The 15,642-nt window shown below is 66.5% G+C and carries 16 protein-coding genes and 1 tRNA gene; 9 read left to right on the plus strand and 8 right to left on the minus strand.

Annotation, left to right across the window (positions count from 1 at the left end; all coding sequences use genetic code 11):
- Positions 1–2 precede the first annotated feature (2 nt).
- Positions 3–638, minus strand: coding sequence for a TetR/AcrR family transcriptional regulator (locus BO226_RS16765; RefSeq protein ID WP_006552639.1), 636 nt, complete (start codon positions 636–638; stop codon positions 3–5).
- A gap of 108 nt (positions 639–746) precedes the next feature.
- On the opposite strand from BO226_RS16765, the gene BO226_RS28595 reads away from it, so the two are divergent.
- The 3 genes from BO226_RS28595 (at position 747) to BO226_RS16775 (ending at position 1,118) form a co-directional block, all read left to right on the plus strand.
- Positions 747–863, plus strand: coding sequence for a hypothetical protein (locus BO226_RS28595; protein ID WP_332260671.1), 117 nt, complete (start codon positions 747–749; stop codon positions 861–863).
- On the plus strand, positions 860–1,057 hold the full coding sequence (locus BO226_RS16770; protein WP_006552640.1) for a hypothetical protein: 198 nt from the start codon (positions 860–862) through the stop codon (positions 1,055–1,057). Before BO226_RS28595 ends, BO226_RS16770 begins: the two co-directional genes overlap by 4 nt.
- Positions 1,048–1,118: transfer RNA gene (locus BO226_RS16775), tRNA-Gly, on the plus strand. Before BO226_RS16770 ends, BO226_RS16775 begins: the two co-directional genes overlap by 10 nt.
- Positions 1,119–1,278: 160 nt before the next feature.
- On the opposite strand, the gene BO226_RS16780 is transcribed toward BO226_RS16775, so the two are convergent.
- The 4 genes from BO226_RS16780 to BO226_RS16800 form a co-directional block, all read right to left on the minus strand.
- Positions 1,279–2,166 carry a hypothetical protein gene (locus BO226_RS16780; RefSeq protein WP_071935756.1) on the minus strand — a complete coding sequence of 296 codons (888 nt, stop codon included), beginning with the start codon at positions 2,164–2,166 and terminating at the stop codon, positions 1,279–1,281.
- Positions 2,167–2,372: 206 nt separating this feature from the next.
- On the minus strand, positions 2,373–3,968 hold the full coding sequence (gene ahpF, locus BO226_RS16785) for an alkyl hydroperoxide reductase subunit F (protein WP_071935757.1): 1,596 nt from the start codon (positions 3,966–3,968) through the stop codon (positions 2,373–2,375).
- Between the two features lie 146 nt (positions 3,969–4,114).
- Positions 4,115–4,678, minus strand: a complete 564-nt coding sequence (ahpC, locus tag BO226_RS16790; RefSeq protein WP_006552642.1) for an alkyl hydroperoxide reductase subunit C — start codon at positions 4,676–4,678, stop codon at positions 4,115–4,117.
- Between the two features lie 406 nt (positions 4,679–5,084).
- Positions 5,085–5,327, minus strand: coding sequence for a DUF2630 family protein (locus tag BO226_RS16800; RefSeq protein ID WP_006552644.1), 243 nt, complete (start codon positions 5,325–5,327; stop codon positions 5,085–5,087).
- Between the two features lie 100 nt (positions 5,328–5,427).
- On the opposite strand from BO226_RS16800, the gene BO226_RS16805 reads away from it, so the two are divergent.
- Positions 5,428–5,850 (plus strand): hypothetical protein, encoded by a 423-nt coding sequence (locus BO226_RS16805; protein ID WP_033096299.1) that lies wholly within the window; start codon positions 5,428–5,430, stop codon positions 5,848–5,850.
- A 92-nt stretch (positions 5,851–5,942) separates the two neighbouring features.
- Here BO226_RS16805 and BO226_RS16810 read toward each other — a convergent pair whose 3' ends face one another.
- Entirely contained in the window at positions 5,943–6,449 is a 507-nt protein-coding gene (locus BO226_RS16810) for a VOC family protein (protein ID WP_071935758.1), read from the minus strand.
- 236 nt (positions 6,450–6,685) lie between these two features.
- Between BO226_RS16810 and BO226_RS16815 the strand changes: the two genes are divergently transcribed.
- Positions 6,686–7,114, plus strand: coding sequence for a hypothetical protein (locus BO226_RS16815; RefSeq protein WP_006552647.1), 429 nt, complete (start codon positions 6,686–6,688; stop codon positions 7,112–7,114).
- Positions 7,115–7,117: 3 nt separating this feature from the next.
- Here BO226_RS16815 and BO226_RS16820 read toward each other — a convergent pair whose 3' ends face one another.
- Complete coding sequence (locus tag BO226_RS16820) at positions 7,118–7,903, minus strand: DUF1206 domain-containing protein (RefSeq protein WP_006552648.1); 786 nt, start codon at positions 7,901–7,903, stop codon at positions 7,118–7,120.
- A 180-nt stretch (positions 7,904–8,083) separates the two neighbouring features.
- On the opposite strand from BO226_RS16820, the gene BO226_RS16825 reads away from it, so the two are divergent.
- Together BO226_RS16825 and BO226_RS16830 are read left to right on the plus strand one after the other, a co-directional pair.
- Complete coding sequence (locus tag BO226_RS16825; RefSeq protein WP_071935759.1) at positions 8,084–11,395, plus strand: bifunctional proline dehydrogenase/L-glutamate gamma-semialdehyde dehydrogenase; 3,312 nt, start codon at positions 8,084–8,086, stop codon at positions 11,393–11,395.
- A gap of 66 nt (positions 11,396–11,461) precedes the next feature.
- Positions 11,462–11,842 carry a hypothetical protein gene (locus BO226_RS16830; protein WP_016696235.1) on the plus strand — a complete coding sequence of 127 codons (381 nt, stop codon included), beginning with the start codon at positions 11,462–11,464 and terminating at the stop codon, positions 11,840–11,842.
- A 4-nt stretch (positions 11,843–11,846) separates the two neighbouring features.
- On the opposite strand, the gene BO226_RS16835 is transcribed toward BO226_RS16830, so the two are convergent.
- Positions 11,847–13,421, minus strand: a complete 1,575-nt coding sequence (locus BO226_RS16835) for a hypothetical protein (RefSeq protein ID WP_071935760.1) — start codon at positions 13,419–13,421, stop codon at positions 11,847–11,849.
- A gap of 110 nt (positions 13,422–13,531) precedes the next feature.
- On the opposite strand from BO226_RS16835, the gene BO226_RS16840 reads away from it, so the two are divergent.
- Both BO226_RS16840 and BO226_RS16845 read left to right on the plus strand, forming a co-directional pair.
- Entirely contained in the window at positions 13,532–13,855 is a 324-nt protein-coding gene (locus tag BO226_RS16840) for a hypothetical protein (RefSeq protein WP_024102029.1), read from the plus strand.
- Positions 13,856–13,972: 117 nt separating this feature from the next.
- Complete coding sequence (locus BO226_RS16845; RefSeq protein ID WP_071935761.1) at positions 13,973–15,616, plus strand: MDR family MFS transporter; 1,644 nt, start codon at positions 13,973–13,975, stop codon at positions 15,614–15,616.
- Positions 15,617–15,642 lie beyond the last annotated feature (26 nt).

A 15,642-nucleotide genomic window follows, 5' to 3' on the forward strand; every position in this document is an offset into this window, starting at 1 on the left:
TTCTACGTGGCCGAGTCGCGTCGCAATTGGGCCGACATCGTGATCAGCAGTTCGGTGCACTCCTCGACGACGTCGTCGTGGCTCAGCGGCACGGTGCCGTCGAGCCAGGCCGTCAGCGCCTGGGCGAGTCCGCCGACGACGTAGTGCGCCGCCAGGTCGAGCCGGGGGCTCGGGGTGATGGCGTAGATGTTCTCGGCCTGGGCGGTGACCAGCCCGGCGAACATGCGGGTCGAGTCGAGGCGCCGCTTCGCGAGCTGCGTGTTGGCCTGGCTGACGGAGAACAGCATGCGGCCGAGCCGCGGGTCCTCGTCGATCTCGCGGACGATGTTCTCGACGCAGGCCCGCACGATCGCGCGGTCGTCGTCGGCCGGTGCCGAGGCCACGGCGGCGAGCGTGCTCTCGGCGATGCGCTGGACGACGTGGTCGTAGACGGCACCGGTGAGCTCGTCGCGGTCGGCGAAGCTCTCGTAGAAGTAGCGCGAGGCCAGACTTGCGCGCTTGCAGACACCGCGCACCGACAGGGTGGCTTCGCCGTCGGCAGCTCCGAGGAGATCGAGACCGGCCTCGATCAGCTGCGCTCGCCGATCGGCCTGTCGTTCCTCGCCTGCGCGTCCACCGTAGAGCCGTCCAGTTGCCATGGCTCTATCTTCGCAGCGTCCGCTTCCGTGCCGCGCAACCTCCGGTCTTTACCGTCGGCGCGTATCTGGGTGACAGTCGTGGTCACTTCTGACGATGCGGGACATTCGATGACGACGCCCGTCGACAAGGCACACGCGCAGGTGCGCTCCACCGAGTCGAGCCCGGTCGAATACAACGCGATGGACCCGGAAAGCAGTACTGGGAGGACAACCTCCACAAGATGAAGATCGACGACACGATTTTCGAGCAGATGCCGCTGCCGTGGACGCCGCGCGACCAGCGTCGCTTCGACCGCGTCTGCGGGCTCTCGGTGTGGTCCAGGGGTCCCGCGATCGACCCGGAGAGTCTGCTACAGTTTGCTCCGAAAGCTCGGGCCGGAGTCGACGAGAATCGGCAAAAGCCCAGCGTGCCGATGTAGTTCAATGGTAGAACATCAGCTTCCCAAGCTGAATACGCGGGTTCGATTCCCGTCATCGGCTCTCACACGAAGCCCCGACCACACGGTCGGGGCTTCGTCGTATCGGGGCGTTCGTCGTATCGGGGCCGACGTTGTTGTCGATTTTCCCGCGTTCTTCGACAACAACACCTACCTCGACAGCCCTACCGGCAGCCTTCGAGGTACGCGCGGCTCCCCGAAGTTCACTGGAGGTACGACGCGTAATCGGCGTAGGGCACCTGACCCGTGGGGCTCGCCTCGATGGCCTCGGCAACCTCGGGCGGGATGGGAGCCCAGTAGGCCGGCATCGCGGCCGCGAGGGAAGGGCTCACGGCGTAGATGAGAGCGAAGTTCACGATCCACAGCGGTGGCGCCATCGACATGCCGACGGTCGAGACGACGTCGCCCTTCGTATTGGTGACCAGCTGTGCGGCGCCGGATATATGTTGCGCCGCGAAACCGAAGGTCGCTTCGATCGGGTACGCCGACCGGTACAGCGCCACCAGCGTGTCCGTCGCGTCGTTGTTCCGCAGCCAGGTGTCGACGTACCCGCCGGGCGCGATGAGCGTGTTGATCTGCCTCGTCGGCGCCGACGCGTTGGCCGGGCTCTGCAGCATCCCGTCGGGCGTCACGTAGAGGCCGTAACTGCCCAGCACCGTCGGGGTGGAGACACCGTTCACGTCGGAGTACAGGGGGTGGCCGGTCGTATTGATGAGGATGTCGATGGAACCCTGGATGATCTCGGCGGCCTCCTTGCTGCCGCCCACTCCCCCGCCGGTGGTGAAATCACGGGCCTGCTGCTCCGACAACGCATCTTCCGGCTTCAGCCCGATCTGCCGGGCGATGTCCTCGGCCCATTCCCGACCGAGCGGAGCGTGCAACCGGGACGGGTCGGTGACCTGCGTCGGCGCCAGATGCTCGTAGGCCGGTGCTCCGGAGAAGGGAAGCGAGAATCCCGTGGACTCGTCCGCCGACGCCGCGGGATTCACCCACAGGGCGACCAGTCCCATGAGCGCCACCGCCGTGGCGGCTCTGCGATACAGGCGTCCTTCGCGTCTGCGCCGCCGTTCGGACTTCCGTGTGCTGCGCATAGGTCGACCTCCTGGGACACCGTCGCGATGGGGACACACGTACGCATTTCAGTGAAGCGCCGGGGTAAAGAGCGCGTCAATGCCTGTGCTGGGTGAATTGGGGGAGGATATGGGCGATTTCCGCAGAATCTTCGACAACAACCTCCCCGAGGAAGCAACGTGGCCGCCACCCGGAAGGGGTGACGGCCACAGGGCTGCAGTGACGCCTAGACGGTCGCGGCGACCGCTTCCTCGGCCTGGGCCGGGGCGCTCGTGCGGATGAGGTGGTCGAACGCGCCGAGCGCGGCCGTCGCACCCGCACCTGCGGAGACGATGATCTGCTTGTACGGGACGGTCGTGCAGTCGCCGGCGGCGAACACGCCGGGCACCGAGGTGCGGCCGTGGTCGTCGACGACGATCTCGCCGCGCGGGCTGAGTTCGACCGTGCCGGTGAGCCATTCGGTGTTCGGCAGCAGACCGATCTGGACGAACACGCCGTCGAGCTCGAGGGTGCGCGACCCGTCGGTGGTGCGGTCGGTGTAGGTCAGGCCGGTGACCTTCGAACCGTCGCCGAGGACCTCGGTGGTGAGGGCGCTGACGATGATGTCGACGTTGGGCAGGCTACGGAGCTTGCGCTGCAGCACCTCGTCGGCGCGCAGGACCGAGTCGAACTCGATGAGGGTCACGTGGGCGACGACGCCGGCGAGGTCGATCGCGGCCTCCACACCGGAGTTACCGCCACCGATGACCGCGACGCGCTTGCCCTTGAACAGCGGGCCGTCGCAGTGCGGGCAGTAGGTGACGCCCTTGTTGCGGTACTCCTGCTCGCCCGGCACGTTCATCGCGCGCCAGCGGGCACCGGTCGCGAGAACGACGCTGCGCGAAAGCAACCGGGCGCCGCTCTCGAGCTCGACCTCGACGAGGCCGCCCTCGGTGGGGGCCGGGGTGAGCTTCGAGGCCTTCTGGACGTTCATGATGTCGACGTCGTACTGGCGGACGTGGTTCTCGAGCTCGGCAGCGAACTTCGGGCCCTCCGTGTAAGGGACGGAGGAGAAGTTCTCGATGGCCATGGTGTCGAGCACCTGGCCGCCGAAGCGCTCGGCGAGAACGCCGGTGCGGATTCCCTTGCGGGAGGCGTAGATCGCGGCAGTCGCGCCGGCGGGGCCGCCACCGACGACGAGGACGTCGAAGGGATCCTTCTCGCTGATCGCGGCGGCGGTGCGCTCGGCGGAACCGCTGTCGAGCTTGCCGACGATCTGCTCGAGGTTCATGCGTCCGGAGCCGAACAGCTCACCGTTGAGGAAGACGGTCGGCACTGCCATCACCTGGCGTGCGTCGACTTCGTCCTGGAAGAGCGAGCCTTCGATCGCGGTGTGCTTGATGCGCGAGTTGGTCACACACATCACGTTCAGGGCCTGCACCACGTCGGGGCAGTTCTGGCACGACAGTGAGAAGTAGGTCTCGAAGTGGAAGTCGCCCTCGAGGTCGCGCACCTGCTCGAGCAGCTCCACGGCCTCCTTCGAGGGGTGGCCGCCGACCTGCAGCAGGGCGAGCACGAGGGAGGTGAACTCGTGGCCGAGCGGGATGCCCGCGAACTCGACCGCGATGTCGGTGCCGACCCGGCGGATCAGGAAGGAGGGGCGACGGGTGGCTTCACCGTCGCGCACATGGGTGACCAGAGCGGACATGCCGGCGATCTGATCGAGGAGATCGGCGAGTTCCTTCGACTTCGGCCGGTCGTCGAGGGACGACACGAGCTCGATCGGCTGGGTGACCTTTTCGAGAAGGGACTTCAACTGGGCGGCGAGGGAGGCGTCGAGCATGAGGATTCACTCCAGAGGTGGAAGAACTGTGACCGGAAGAGATGGGAGTCGGCGAACTTCTCAGCTCGAGCCGAGCGGACCCGGACGGTGCCCGGTGGCACGGAACGTTCGATCCCGTGCCACCGGAACGAATTTCCGTCGACGAATCAGATCTTGCCGACGAGCTCCAGCGACGGAGCGAGGGTGTCGTCGCCCTCTTCCCACTTGGCCGGGCAGACCTCGCCCGGGTGGCTGCGGACGTACTGAGCGGCCTTGACCTTGCGAACGAGCTCGGCGGCGTTGCGGCCGATGCCTTCAGCGGTGACCTCGGTGAACTGGACGACGCCGTCCGGGTCGACCAGGAAGGTGCCGCGATCGGCGAGGCCCTGGTCCTCACGGAGGACCTCGAAGTCGGTGCTGATCTGCAGGGTCGGGTCACCGATCATGGCGTACTTGATCTTGCCGATGGTCTCGGACGAGCCGTGCCACGCCTTGTGCGTGAAGTGCGTGTCGGTCGAGACGGAGAAGACCTCGACGCCGAGCTTCTGCAGCTCCTCGTAGTGGTCCGCGAGGTCGCCGAGCTCCGTCGGGCAGACGAACGTGAAGTCTGCGGGGTAGAAGAAGAAGATCGCCCACTTGCCCTTGATGTCCTCGTCGGACACGGTCACGAAGGCGCCGTCCTTGAAAGCCTCGGCCTTGAAGGGCTTGATCTTCTTGTTGATCAGCGACATGTAGAAACCTCACTCGTCTCGATGGGGTTGACGGCTCCGACGTTATCCGCGAACTATTAATTGTGCCAATCGATAGTTTCTAGAAATTCGATAAGCAAGGGCTATAACACGGCATTCGGCCAGGTCGTTGCTTTTCCTTCCTCACGAATGTGACAGAACACACAGCCTTTGCGACAGAGCACTCCGGCCCGTCCGGAAGGGAAAGATGGAACCGATGCACTCACGACCGAGCTACCGCCGCACCGGATCCGGTGAACCCCTCCCCCTCCTGCACGGGATCGGCGCCACGATGGACGACTTCTCCACCCTCGTCCCGCACCTCGCCGAGCACTTCGACGTGCTGAACGCCGAACTACCCGGCCACGGTTCGTCGCCGAAGCAGAACGGTCGACCCACCGTCGGCGCCCTACTGTCGGTAGGACTCGACCTCGTCGACCGGCCGCGCCTGGGCGTCGTCCGGGTCGTCGCCGAACTCGGCCTTCGCGCGACGCTGCCGCAGCAGGTCCCAGCACTGGTCGAGCCTCTTCTCGACAGCGGCCAGCCGCTGCAGGTCCTCGTCGCTCGGACCGTCCGCGCCGGTTCGTGAGCGCAGTGTCTTCTCTTCGTCCACCAGCTTCTCGATGTGCTGGAAGAGTTCGTTCTCGTCCATGGGAAACTCCCTCGATGTGGTGTTCCGTCGGCATAGCCTCATCCGGCAGGAGTGAAACCGCCGCCGGTTTCGCACCCGGCCGGCCGGGTATCTCCTCGACATGAGCATCGAAGACGGTCCCGGCGACACCCTCAGCCCCAGCGAAGGCCTCGACGCCGACGAAGTGCGGAACGACGACGGCGACGAGGTCGTCGACCCGCCCGAGGACTGGAGCGGCGCCGACAAGTTCGGAACGACCCAGCGTGAAGAGCAAGAAGGCGAGTCGCTGGACCAGCGCCTCGCCGAGGAGGAACCCGACGTCGAACCCGCCGAGCCGCTGGACAAGCCTGTCGCGGCGACACCGGCGGACGAGCTCACCGAGGACGTCGACGAGGTGATCGACGACGCCACCACCGGCGCCCCCGAGGACTCGAAACTCGCCGACGAGGTCGACGGGGTGATCGTGCAGGATTCGCGTGTCGACCGCGGTCAGATCAGCGGCGCCCCCGAGGACGGGGAGTCGATCTTCCCGATCGTCGAGTAGGAGTTCGGCGAACAGACGAAGGGGAGGTTGTGTGCGTGTCCGGTAGCCGGACACGCACACAACCTCCCCTTACCCCGTGCTAGAGCTTCGCGCTAGAGCACCTTCGAGCCGTACATCTCGCCGAGCGGGTCGGCGATGAGTTCGAGGCGGGCTCCGTCGGGGTCGCGGAAGTACAACGAGACGTCGCTGTGTTCGACGAGCTCGACACCTGCGTCGATCAGCTTGTCGCGCAAGCGCTCCCAGGTGGGAAGGGCGACGCTGATCGCGATGTGGTGCAGACCGCCGAAGACCTCCTGATAGGGGGCGACGTCGAGACCGGGGAAGTCGAAGAAAGCCAGCAGATTGCCGTTGCCGATGTCGAAGAAGAAGTGCGAGGAGCCGGGATAGTCGCGGTTCTCGATCAGCTCCGTCAGCGGGAACTCGAGGAGATCCTGGTAGAAGCGCACGGTCCGTTCGACGTCGCTGCTGATCAGCGCAGTGTGGTGCAGTCCCCGCGCCGACGACTGCGGGCGCGCGTCGGCAGGCTTCAGGTGTGCGTCGCGGATGAGTGCACGCCGACGCTCGAATTCTTCGTAGCGCTGCTGCTCGTCGGCGATCATCGATCCACCTTCTTTCCGATGTGGTTGCTTTCTCGACCAGGATGATCCCAACTAGTTGCGTTGTCAACTAGTTGGGTCGAGGCGGTAGCTCTTCGTGACCCGGGGAGTCACGGACCGGGTACGACGATCTCGTCGCCGTCACGTCTTCTTCACGAACATCCGATTCGCCCGTTCCCCGGATGTCGAGTGCGGACGATGAATATGTCGGAGACTCACCGCGGTTCCGAGGAGATCCCATGAACCATCGCAGGACCCTGCGTGCGACGGTCTCGTTGCTCGCACCGCTCGCACTGCTCGCCGGTTTCGCACCCGCCGCGAGCGCAGCGGCGGATACGGACACCCGAGGATTGTGGACGGTCAGCACCCGCGGAGACACCGTGCTGGTGAAGCTGATGTACACGTCCCCACCGGACGAGGACCACCCCTTCATCTGCGTCGCGGCGCTCGGCACCGGCGAGTCCGGAATCGCGGAGATCTTCGGAGCGAACTACCAGACCCTCGAGTTCACCGGGATCGCCGCAGGACTCAACATCGCGACCGCCAGTTGCGAAGACAACGACGGGGAGCTGCGGCCGGTGGGCGCGATCGAGTTCGAGTTGCCCGGCCCACCGACCCTCCACTACGTCGCGACCGAGTCGTTCTGGTTCGACGACGCAGACGACTGAGCGTCACATCTTCGCGTCGCGGGCCATGACGAAACTGTAGAGGCCGTAGACCGCGATGCCGAGGCCCATGAGAACGAGCAGCACCGTACCGAAAGGCTGCGAGCCCAACGTCTTCAGAGCACCGTCGAGGCCCGCTGCCTTCTGCGGGTCGGCCTGGAAGACCGCGACGATCACCAGAACACCGACGAGACCGAGCGCGAGACCCTTCGCGACGTAACCGACAAGCCCGAGACGTTTCACGAACGTGCTCGGGTGGCTCTTCAGATCGTCGACGAAGTTCTTCGACGCGCCCTTGTAGACGTGGTAGGCGCCCACACCGAGGATGACGAGTCCCGCGACGACGAGGACGAACTTGCCGGCACCGGACTGCAGCAGCTTCGCCGTCAGACCCGCGTTCTGTTCACCACTGGACTTGCCGCTGCCGCGGGCGAACCCGAACGCGGTGTACGCGAAGGCGAGATAGACGACACCGACGCAGGCGGCCTTGAACCGGTCGAACGCTTTGTCCTTCATGTCGGCGTCGGGTTGTTCCGGTTCGGATGCCTTGCCGAAGGTGGCCTCGGCGAACCGCCACAGGCCCATCATCACGAAGACGACGACGGCGATCCACAACGCGATCTTCCCGCCGGGCTGCTCGCCCAGTTCCGCCATCGCACCGGACTGCGACGCCTCCTGCTCGCCGCGACCGAACGCGACCCTGATCGCGAGGTAGCCGATGAGCAGGTGCACGATGCCACTGCCGACGTAGCCGGCACGTGCGAACTTCTCGAATACACCGTTCTGCGCCATGCGCTCGGCGGATGACGCCGCGCCACGTGACGCGGGGGCCTGACGGTTCACTCTCGTCTCCTCATCGGTCGGGACTGTCCCCTTCGCGCTGTATTCCCGGCACCGCGGACCGCAAACGCGAACCGGCTCCGGTGGGTAGATTGGCGTCAGGTTCGAAACGCCGTCGATCGGAGGCGCATCGTGCGGATCGTCGAGGATGCTGTCGCCCTGGCCCGCCGGTGGGTGGAGGAATCGTCGAAGGTCGCACCCGACCGTGCGGCCCGCCACCTCGCCGACGTTCTGAAGGATCCCCACGGACTGGAGTTCACCGTGCGCTTCGTCGACGAGGTCATCCGCCCCGAGGATCCGGCGACCGCAGCGCATGCCCTTGCCGAATTGTCGCGGAACATACCGGATTTCCTTCCCGTCCACCTCCGCGCGGCCGTGCGGGCGGGCGGTGCGATCGGTCCCCGCTTCCCGCACCTCGTCGTCCCCGCCGCGCGTCGCGCGCTCCGGACGATGGTCGGGCACCTCGTCGTCGACACCGACGACGCCGCGCTGGGCCGGGCCATCGCACGACTGCAACGACCCGGCATCCGGCTCAACCTCAACCTGCTGGGCGAAGCCGTCCTCGGCGAGGCCGAGGCGCGTCGCCGTTTCGAGGGCACCCATGCGTTGCTGGCACGTGACGACGTCGACTACGTCTCGCTCAAGGTCTCGGCGGCCGTCGCGCCGCACTCGCCATGGGCGTTCGACGAGACCCTCGCGGACATCGTCGAGCGGCTCACCCCGCTGTACCGTCTCGCCGCGACCTCGCCGACGCCGAAGTTCGTCAATCTCGACATGGAGGAGTACCACGACCTGTACGTGACGGTCGCGGCGTTCACGACGCTGCTCGACCGTCCCGAGTTCCTCCATCTCGAGGCCGGAATCGTGCTGCAGGCGTATCTGCCCGACGCCCTGACCGCCATGATCGAACTGCAGCGGTGGGCGGCGGCGCGACGCGCAGGCGGTGGCGCCGCGATCAAGATCCGGGTGGTCAAGGGCGCCAACCTGCCGATGGAACGGGTCGACGCGTCGCTGCACGGATGGCCGCTCGCGACGTGGAGCACCAAGCAGGAGACCGATACGAACTACAAGCGGCTGCTGCACTACGCGTTCACGCCCGAGCGGATCGAGAACGTGCGGATCGGGGTGGCCGGGCACAATCTCTTCGACATCGCCTACGCGTGGGAGCTCGCCGGTCGCCGGCAGGTGCGCAACGGGATCGACTTCGAGATGCTCCTCGGCATGGCGCAGAGCCAGGCCGAGGTGATCCGTCGACACGTCGGCAGCCTGTTGCTCTACACACCCGTCGTCCGCCCCGACGAGTTCGACGTCGCGATCTCGTATCTGGTGCGTCGGCTCGACGAGGGTTCGGGGCAGGAGAATTTCATGTCGGCGGTGTTCGATCTGGCCGACGATCCCGCCCTGTTCGGACGCGAGGAGCAGCGGTTCCGTGCGTCGGTGGCGGCGCTCGACGACAGCGTCCCCTCCCCCAACCGCACGCAGAACCGGCAGGGTCCTCCCACCCCTGCGCCGCCGGTGTTCACGAACACACCGGACACCGATCCGTCCCTGCCGCAGAACCGGGAGTGGGGGCGCCGCATCCTCGAGCGGGTGCCGTCGTCGAAACTCGGTATCGACACCGTGCGCGGCCACACCCTCTCCTCCGAGGACGACCTCGAGCGCGTGCTGGTCGACGCGAACGCGGCCGGTCGTGTCTGGGGTGCCCGCAGCGGTGCCGAACGCGCACGGATCCTCGAACAGGTGGCCGATGTGCTCGAGGCGCGGCGCGCAGATCTGCTCGAGGTGATGGCGGCCGAGGGCGGTAAGACGCTCGACCAGTCCGATCCGGAGGTCTCGGAAGCGATCGACTTCGCTCGGTACTACGCCGAGCGGGCCCGCGCGCTCGACGAGATCGACGGTGCGCGGTTCGTGCCGTCGACCCTCACCGTCGTGACGCCGCCGTGGAACTTCCCGGTCGCGATCCCGGCGGGGTCGACGCTCGGGGCGTTGGCGTCCGGTTCGGCGGTGGTCCTCAAGCCCGCGACGCTCACGGCTCGGTGCGGGTCGGTGCTCGCCGAGGCGATGTGGGATGCCGGCGTGCCCCGCGACGTCCTGCACCTCGTCCACGCCGATGAACGGTCGCTGGGCACGAAGCTCGTCTCCGACCCGCGCGTCGACCGGGTGGTGCTCACCGGTGCCTACGAGACCGCCGAACTCTTCCGTTCGCTGCGTCCGGGGATGCGACTGCTCGCCGAGACGAGCGGCAAGAACGCGATCGTCGTGACGCCGAGCGCCGATCCGGATCTGGCGGTGCGCGACGTCGTGCAGTCGGCGTTCGGGCATGCCGGGCAGAAGTGTTCGGCGTCGTCGCTCGTGATCCTCGTCGGCTCCGTGGCGACCTCCCGCCGGTTCCGCGACCAGCTCGTCGACGCGGTGCGGTCACTGCCGGTCGGGCCTGCGCACGATCCGCGAACACGTATGGGGCCGTTGATCGGACCGGCGCAGGGCAAACTGCTCACCGCGCTCACCGAACTCGACGACGGCGAGTCGTGGCTCGTCGAACCGCGCCGGCTCGACGAGGAGGGCCGGCTGTGGACGCCCGGTGTGCGCACCGGGGTGCGAGGCGGGTCGCGCACGCATCTCGTCGAGTTCTTCGGTCCGGTGCTGGGGGTGATGACCGCGGCCGATCTGGACGAGGCGATCGCGATCCAGAACGAGGTGGACTACGGGCTCACGGCGGGTCTGCATTCGCTGGATTCGGACGAGATCGCCCGCTGGCTCGATCGGGTGCAGGCCGGGAATGTGTACGTCAATCGCGGTATCACCGGTGCCATCGTGCGACGGCAGCCGTTCGGGGGTTGGAAGAAGTCGTCGGTGGGAGCGGGCTTCAAGGCGGGCGGGCCGAACTATCTCTTCGGCTTCGGTTCCTGGGAACCGTGCATCTGGGACGAGGACACGCTGCGCCGGGCGTTCGAGGACGACGAGCGAGCATGGACGTCGGAATTCGCTGTGGCACAAGATGTCACAGGACTCTCGGCAGAGCGGAACCTGTTCCGGTACCGGCCCGTTCGCACACACGTACGCCTCGGTGAGGCCGGGCGGCCCGACGAACTCGTGCGCGTGCTCGGTGCCGCGGCCCGGGCGGGCGCGCCGGTGGAAATCTCTTCGGCTTTCGCCGTCGATCTCGTAAGATGCTCGAATACAGCACGTTTCGGCGGTCGCGTGCGCGTGGAGAGTGATGTGGAATGGGAGGAACGGATCGTCGACACGACCCCGGCGCGTGTCCGCCTGATCGGCGCAGCGCCGCCCGCCGAATGGAACACCCGATGCGACATCGCGGTGTTCGACCATCCGGTGACCGGATCCGGACGAATCGAAATGCTGCCGTTCCTGGCCGAACAGTCCGTCACGATCACCGCTCATCGATTCGGCACACCGCACCGGCTCACCGACGAGATCATCTGAAAACAAATCCCGAAGCGGTTCTGCCGAAGCCCTGTGAACCCCGACACTGTGAGGTGGAATAGGAAAATGGATATCGCCACGACACCCCCTACCGAACGTCGCAAGCTCGCGCTCGCCGCAGTGAAGGAACTCGGACCCCAGCGCACCGAGAAGGCCGTCCTCAAGGTTCGTTGTCCCAAGGGCCACACCGTAGCGGCGGTGTACAACACCACCGAGGGTCAGGTCGTGGTCTCCCGCAGCGGTCCCGGCGGCCGCGGCAACCGCGACCGCGAAGCGACACCGCACAACGGCACATCACTCAATTCGGAGTATGTGGACACCCTGGAGGTGACGCAGTTCGAGGACGACGCCATTCCGTCGGGATGCGCGTGCGGTCCGCGCTCGCTGTCGCGGAAGAAGATGCAGGACGCCGTGGCGACACACGCTCACGTCATCAACCTGACCTGATCCCTCACAGACCGAAACGCAACTGCACCCGGAACACGTCGAGCACCTCGTCGACCCATCCCAGGATCGACAGCGTCGAATCGATGTTCTGCGGTGGCGTACGCACAAGGGTGTCGTGCCGGAGCAGACGCTCGAAATCCACGGCGACAGGACCGTTTCGCACCGTTCCGTTCGGCGACCGGAATTCGACGCCGGCACGCACCATCACGTCGATGATCTCCTGGGCGAGGATCCCGTAGGCGACCGTCGTCGGGTGCACACCGTCGAGGGAGAACAATCCCCCGCTGTCGCGACCGCCGTGACCGTCGGCCGACAGGAAACGCGTGTCCGGTACCGGGTCGAGCGCGGCGAGGGTCGGCGGTAGCGGGTACGGCTGCCACCACGCGGGTCGCGCATCGAGGTCGTCGACGTAGCGGCGCGCGGCCAGGCGGTCGAGGATGCCCGCGGTGTCGAGCAGATACCAGTCCAGTCCGGCACGTCGCGCGTCGGCGACCGCTTCGGTGATCGTCTCGTCGAACAGGTCGATCGCGGCGTCGACCATGCGGGCCTGCGCACCGGTGATGTGTTCGTCGCGGCTCGCATCGAAGCGGCGCGCGTCCACCCACGGCCGGGTGTAGTAGGGGAAGTACGGCGAGCCGTTCTTCGTCCCGATCCCCCGGGCGATCGGAGCGATGGTGACGTGCGGGACGGTGCACAGCACCACGTGCCGCGCGTCGATGTCGCGGAGCTTCGCGACGACCTCCGCGAACTCGCTGTCGAAATGTTCGGGCCGCCAGATCGTGTAGGCCTGTTTCGCGTCGAGGTCGCGGAAGTCGTCGCCGCTCCACACGACCTGCAGTTCGGTGACGGTCTGCAGCGCGTTGTTCGAACCGAGGAAGACGACGAGTGTCTCGATGCCCGCCTCGGTGTCGCCGTCGTGCTCGGCACCGAGTTCGGCCGCGACGTCGAACAGTGTCATCTCGCGGCGCCGGTCGTCGGTGTTCGGATAGACGTACAGCGCCGCCCGCTCCCCGTTGTTCTCGACGAGTTGCCGCACGAGATCGTCGCGGGGTGTGGCGATGCGGTCGGCGCAGTCGCGGGCGGTCTTCTGCAGCGCGTCGCGCAGATCCCAGCCGAAACACGACAGGTTGTGGAGATATCCGACGAGCGGTGGTGTCGCGCCGGGTCCGCGTTCCCAGTAGTCCTCGACCTCGTCCATGAAGCCGCGCGCCGTGAACAGCGCCGTCGGCAGCTCCCACGGTTCGAGCGTCGATCCGTGCCGCTCCTCGATCCGGCGCAACAGCACTTCGACGTTCAGCGGCAGTCCGCCCGGTCCACCGAAGCGCGGGTATCGGAGATCGGCGCCGAGCTCGTGGGCGACGATCGCCGGGACGGAGACGTCGGTGTTGTAGATCGCGCCGCTCTGGAAGCCCTGCAGCAGAGAGTCGCCGAGCGCCACCAATCGGTGTGGCGGTGTGCCGCGGAAGGACCGGGGAACGTCGATGCCGAGGGTCGGGTCGAACACCGGCACCCGCGGCGGCCGGGCGGCACGGGCCACGACCGTGTCGGGTGTGCCCTCCGGGATCTCGTCGGCCGTCATCACGCCTCCTCGGCCCCCTCATCGAGGGTAGACAGACGGCAGCACCGTCGTGGCCGGATCCGGGATCGTCGACGGTGAACCCGATCCGGGCCGGCGCGTACCTTCGGAGCATGAGCGACGCCGACTTCGCCCACACCGATCGCGCCGAGAAGAACCGGCGGGACAAGGCCGTGACCCTGGCCCGGTATGCATGGAACCGCGGCATCTCGGGAGCCGAACTGCTCGCCATGACCGACGAGACGCGACGCAAGCTGGCGCGGGCCGCGGATGCGCATCCGCCGCGCACGATGGAGACCTGGGAACTCGCCGCGAGATTGATGGACGAGAAGACGGCGTGGGCGCAGAAGCACCCGGATCATCCGGCAGCGGTCCGCACCGACGAGGACGAGAAGATCATGTGGGTCAAACCGCCCGTGCGGTCCTGGTTCGAGTGACCCGGAGGAAATTGCCTTGCAGCAGAAGTTACCGAGTGCAACAATTTCCGATCGCCTCACCTCTGTGCAGGCCACCTTCGCCTAACAGCTCGATATTCCTATTCCGACAGGAACACCGTGACCACCACTTCGGAACCTCTGGTTCTCACCCAGCGACGGATCTGGATCATCTTCTCCGCGCTCATCGCGGGCATGATGCTCGCCAGCCTGGACCAGACGATCGTCTCCACCGCCATGCCCACGATCGTCGGGCAACTCGGCGGCGTCGAACACCAGGCGTGGATCACCACCGCCTACCTGCTCGCGGTGACCATCGTGATGCCGATCTACGGCAAGTTCGGCGACGTCTTCGGGCGCCGGTACCTGTTCCTCATCGCGATCGGCGTGTTCACCCTCGCCTCCGCGGCGTGCTCGATGACCGACGACTTCTGGACCTTCGTGGTCTTCCGCGCGATCCAGGGCTTCGGCGGTGGCGGTCTGATGATCCTGTCGCAGGCGATCATCGCCGACATCGTGCCCGCGAGCGAACGCGGTAAGTACATGGGCCCGCTCGGCGCGATCTTCGGTCTGTCGGCCGTCGGTGGCCCGCTGATCGGCGGCTTCTTCGTCGACCACTTGACGTGGGAGTGGTGCTTCTACATCAACGTGCCGGTCGGCATCATCGCGTTCGTCATCACCTGGTTCGCGCTGCGCCTGCCGGTGAAGAAGCCGACGAAGCGGATCGACATCCTCGGCGTGCTCACGCTCTCCCTCGCCACGACCTGCCTGATCTTCTTCACGGATTTCGGTGGCGACGCCGATCGCGGCTGGACCGCTCCGCTCACGTGGATGTTCGGCGCGGGACTCGTGGTGTTCGTGTGCCTGTTCGTGCTCGTCGAGTCGCGGGCGCAGGACCCGATCATCCCGCTGTCGCTGTTCCGCAACTCGATCTTCGTCAACGCCACGGCCATCGGTTTCGTCCTCGGCCTCGGCATGTTCTCGGCGATCGCGTTCATGCCGACCTTCCTGCAGATGTCGTCGGGCACCTCGGCCGCGGTCTCGGGTCTGTTGCTGCTGCCGATGATGGCCGGTCTGATGATCACCTCGATCGGCTCGGGTCTGGCCATCACCAAGACCCAGCGCTACAAGATCTATCCGATCGTCGGTTCGCTCATCACCGCGGCGGGCATGCTGTGGCTGACCACCCTCGAGGGCGACACCCCGCTGTGGGTGATCTGCTCGATGCTGTTCGTCTTCGGTCTGGGTCTCGGCCTGATCATGCAGGTCGTCATCCTGATCGTGCAGAACGCGGTGCCCGCCGACGAGATCGGCACCGCGACGAGCTCGAACAACTACTTCCGTGAGGTCGGTGCGGCGCTCGGTGTAGCGATCTTCGGCACCATCTTCACCAACCGCCTGGCGGAGAAGCTCGTCGAGGTCTTCACCGCGGCCGGTGCGACACCGGACCAGGCCGGCCAGGCCACCGCGACCGTCGATCCGGCGGCGATGAAGCTGCTGCCCGATCCCGTCCGCGAAGGCATCGTCGACGCCTACGCCGACTCGCTGGCGCCGGTGTTCTGGTACCTCATCCCGTTCCTGCTCATCGCATTCGTCCTGGCGTGCTTCATCAAGGAGATCCCGCTCTCCGACGAAGCACTCATGGTCGCGCGTGGCGAGGCGATCGCCGACCCGTCGAAGGCGGCGAAGGACGACGCCGTCGTGGTCGTCGAGGGGACCGAGTCCGGTGCGGACACTGCGGACAGCGGTTCGAAGCGGTCGTGATCGAATAGGGCCGATCATCGGACGAG

The sequence above is a fragment of the Rhodococcus sp. 2G genome (assembly GCF_001886355.1).
GTDB lineage: Bacteria > Actinomycetota > Actinomycetes > Mycobacteriales > Mycobacteriaceae > Rhodococcus > Rhodococcus pyridinivorans.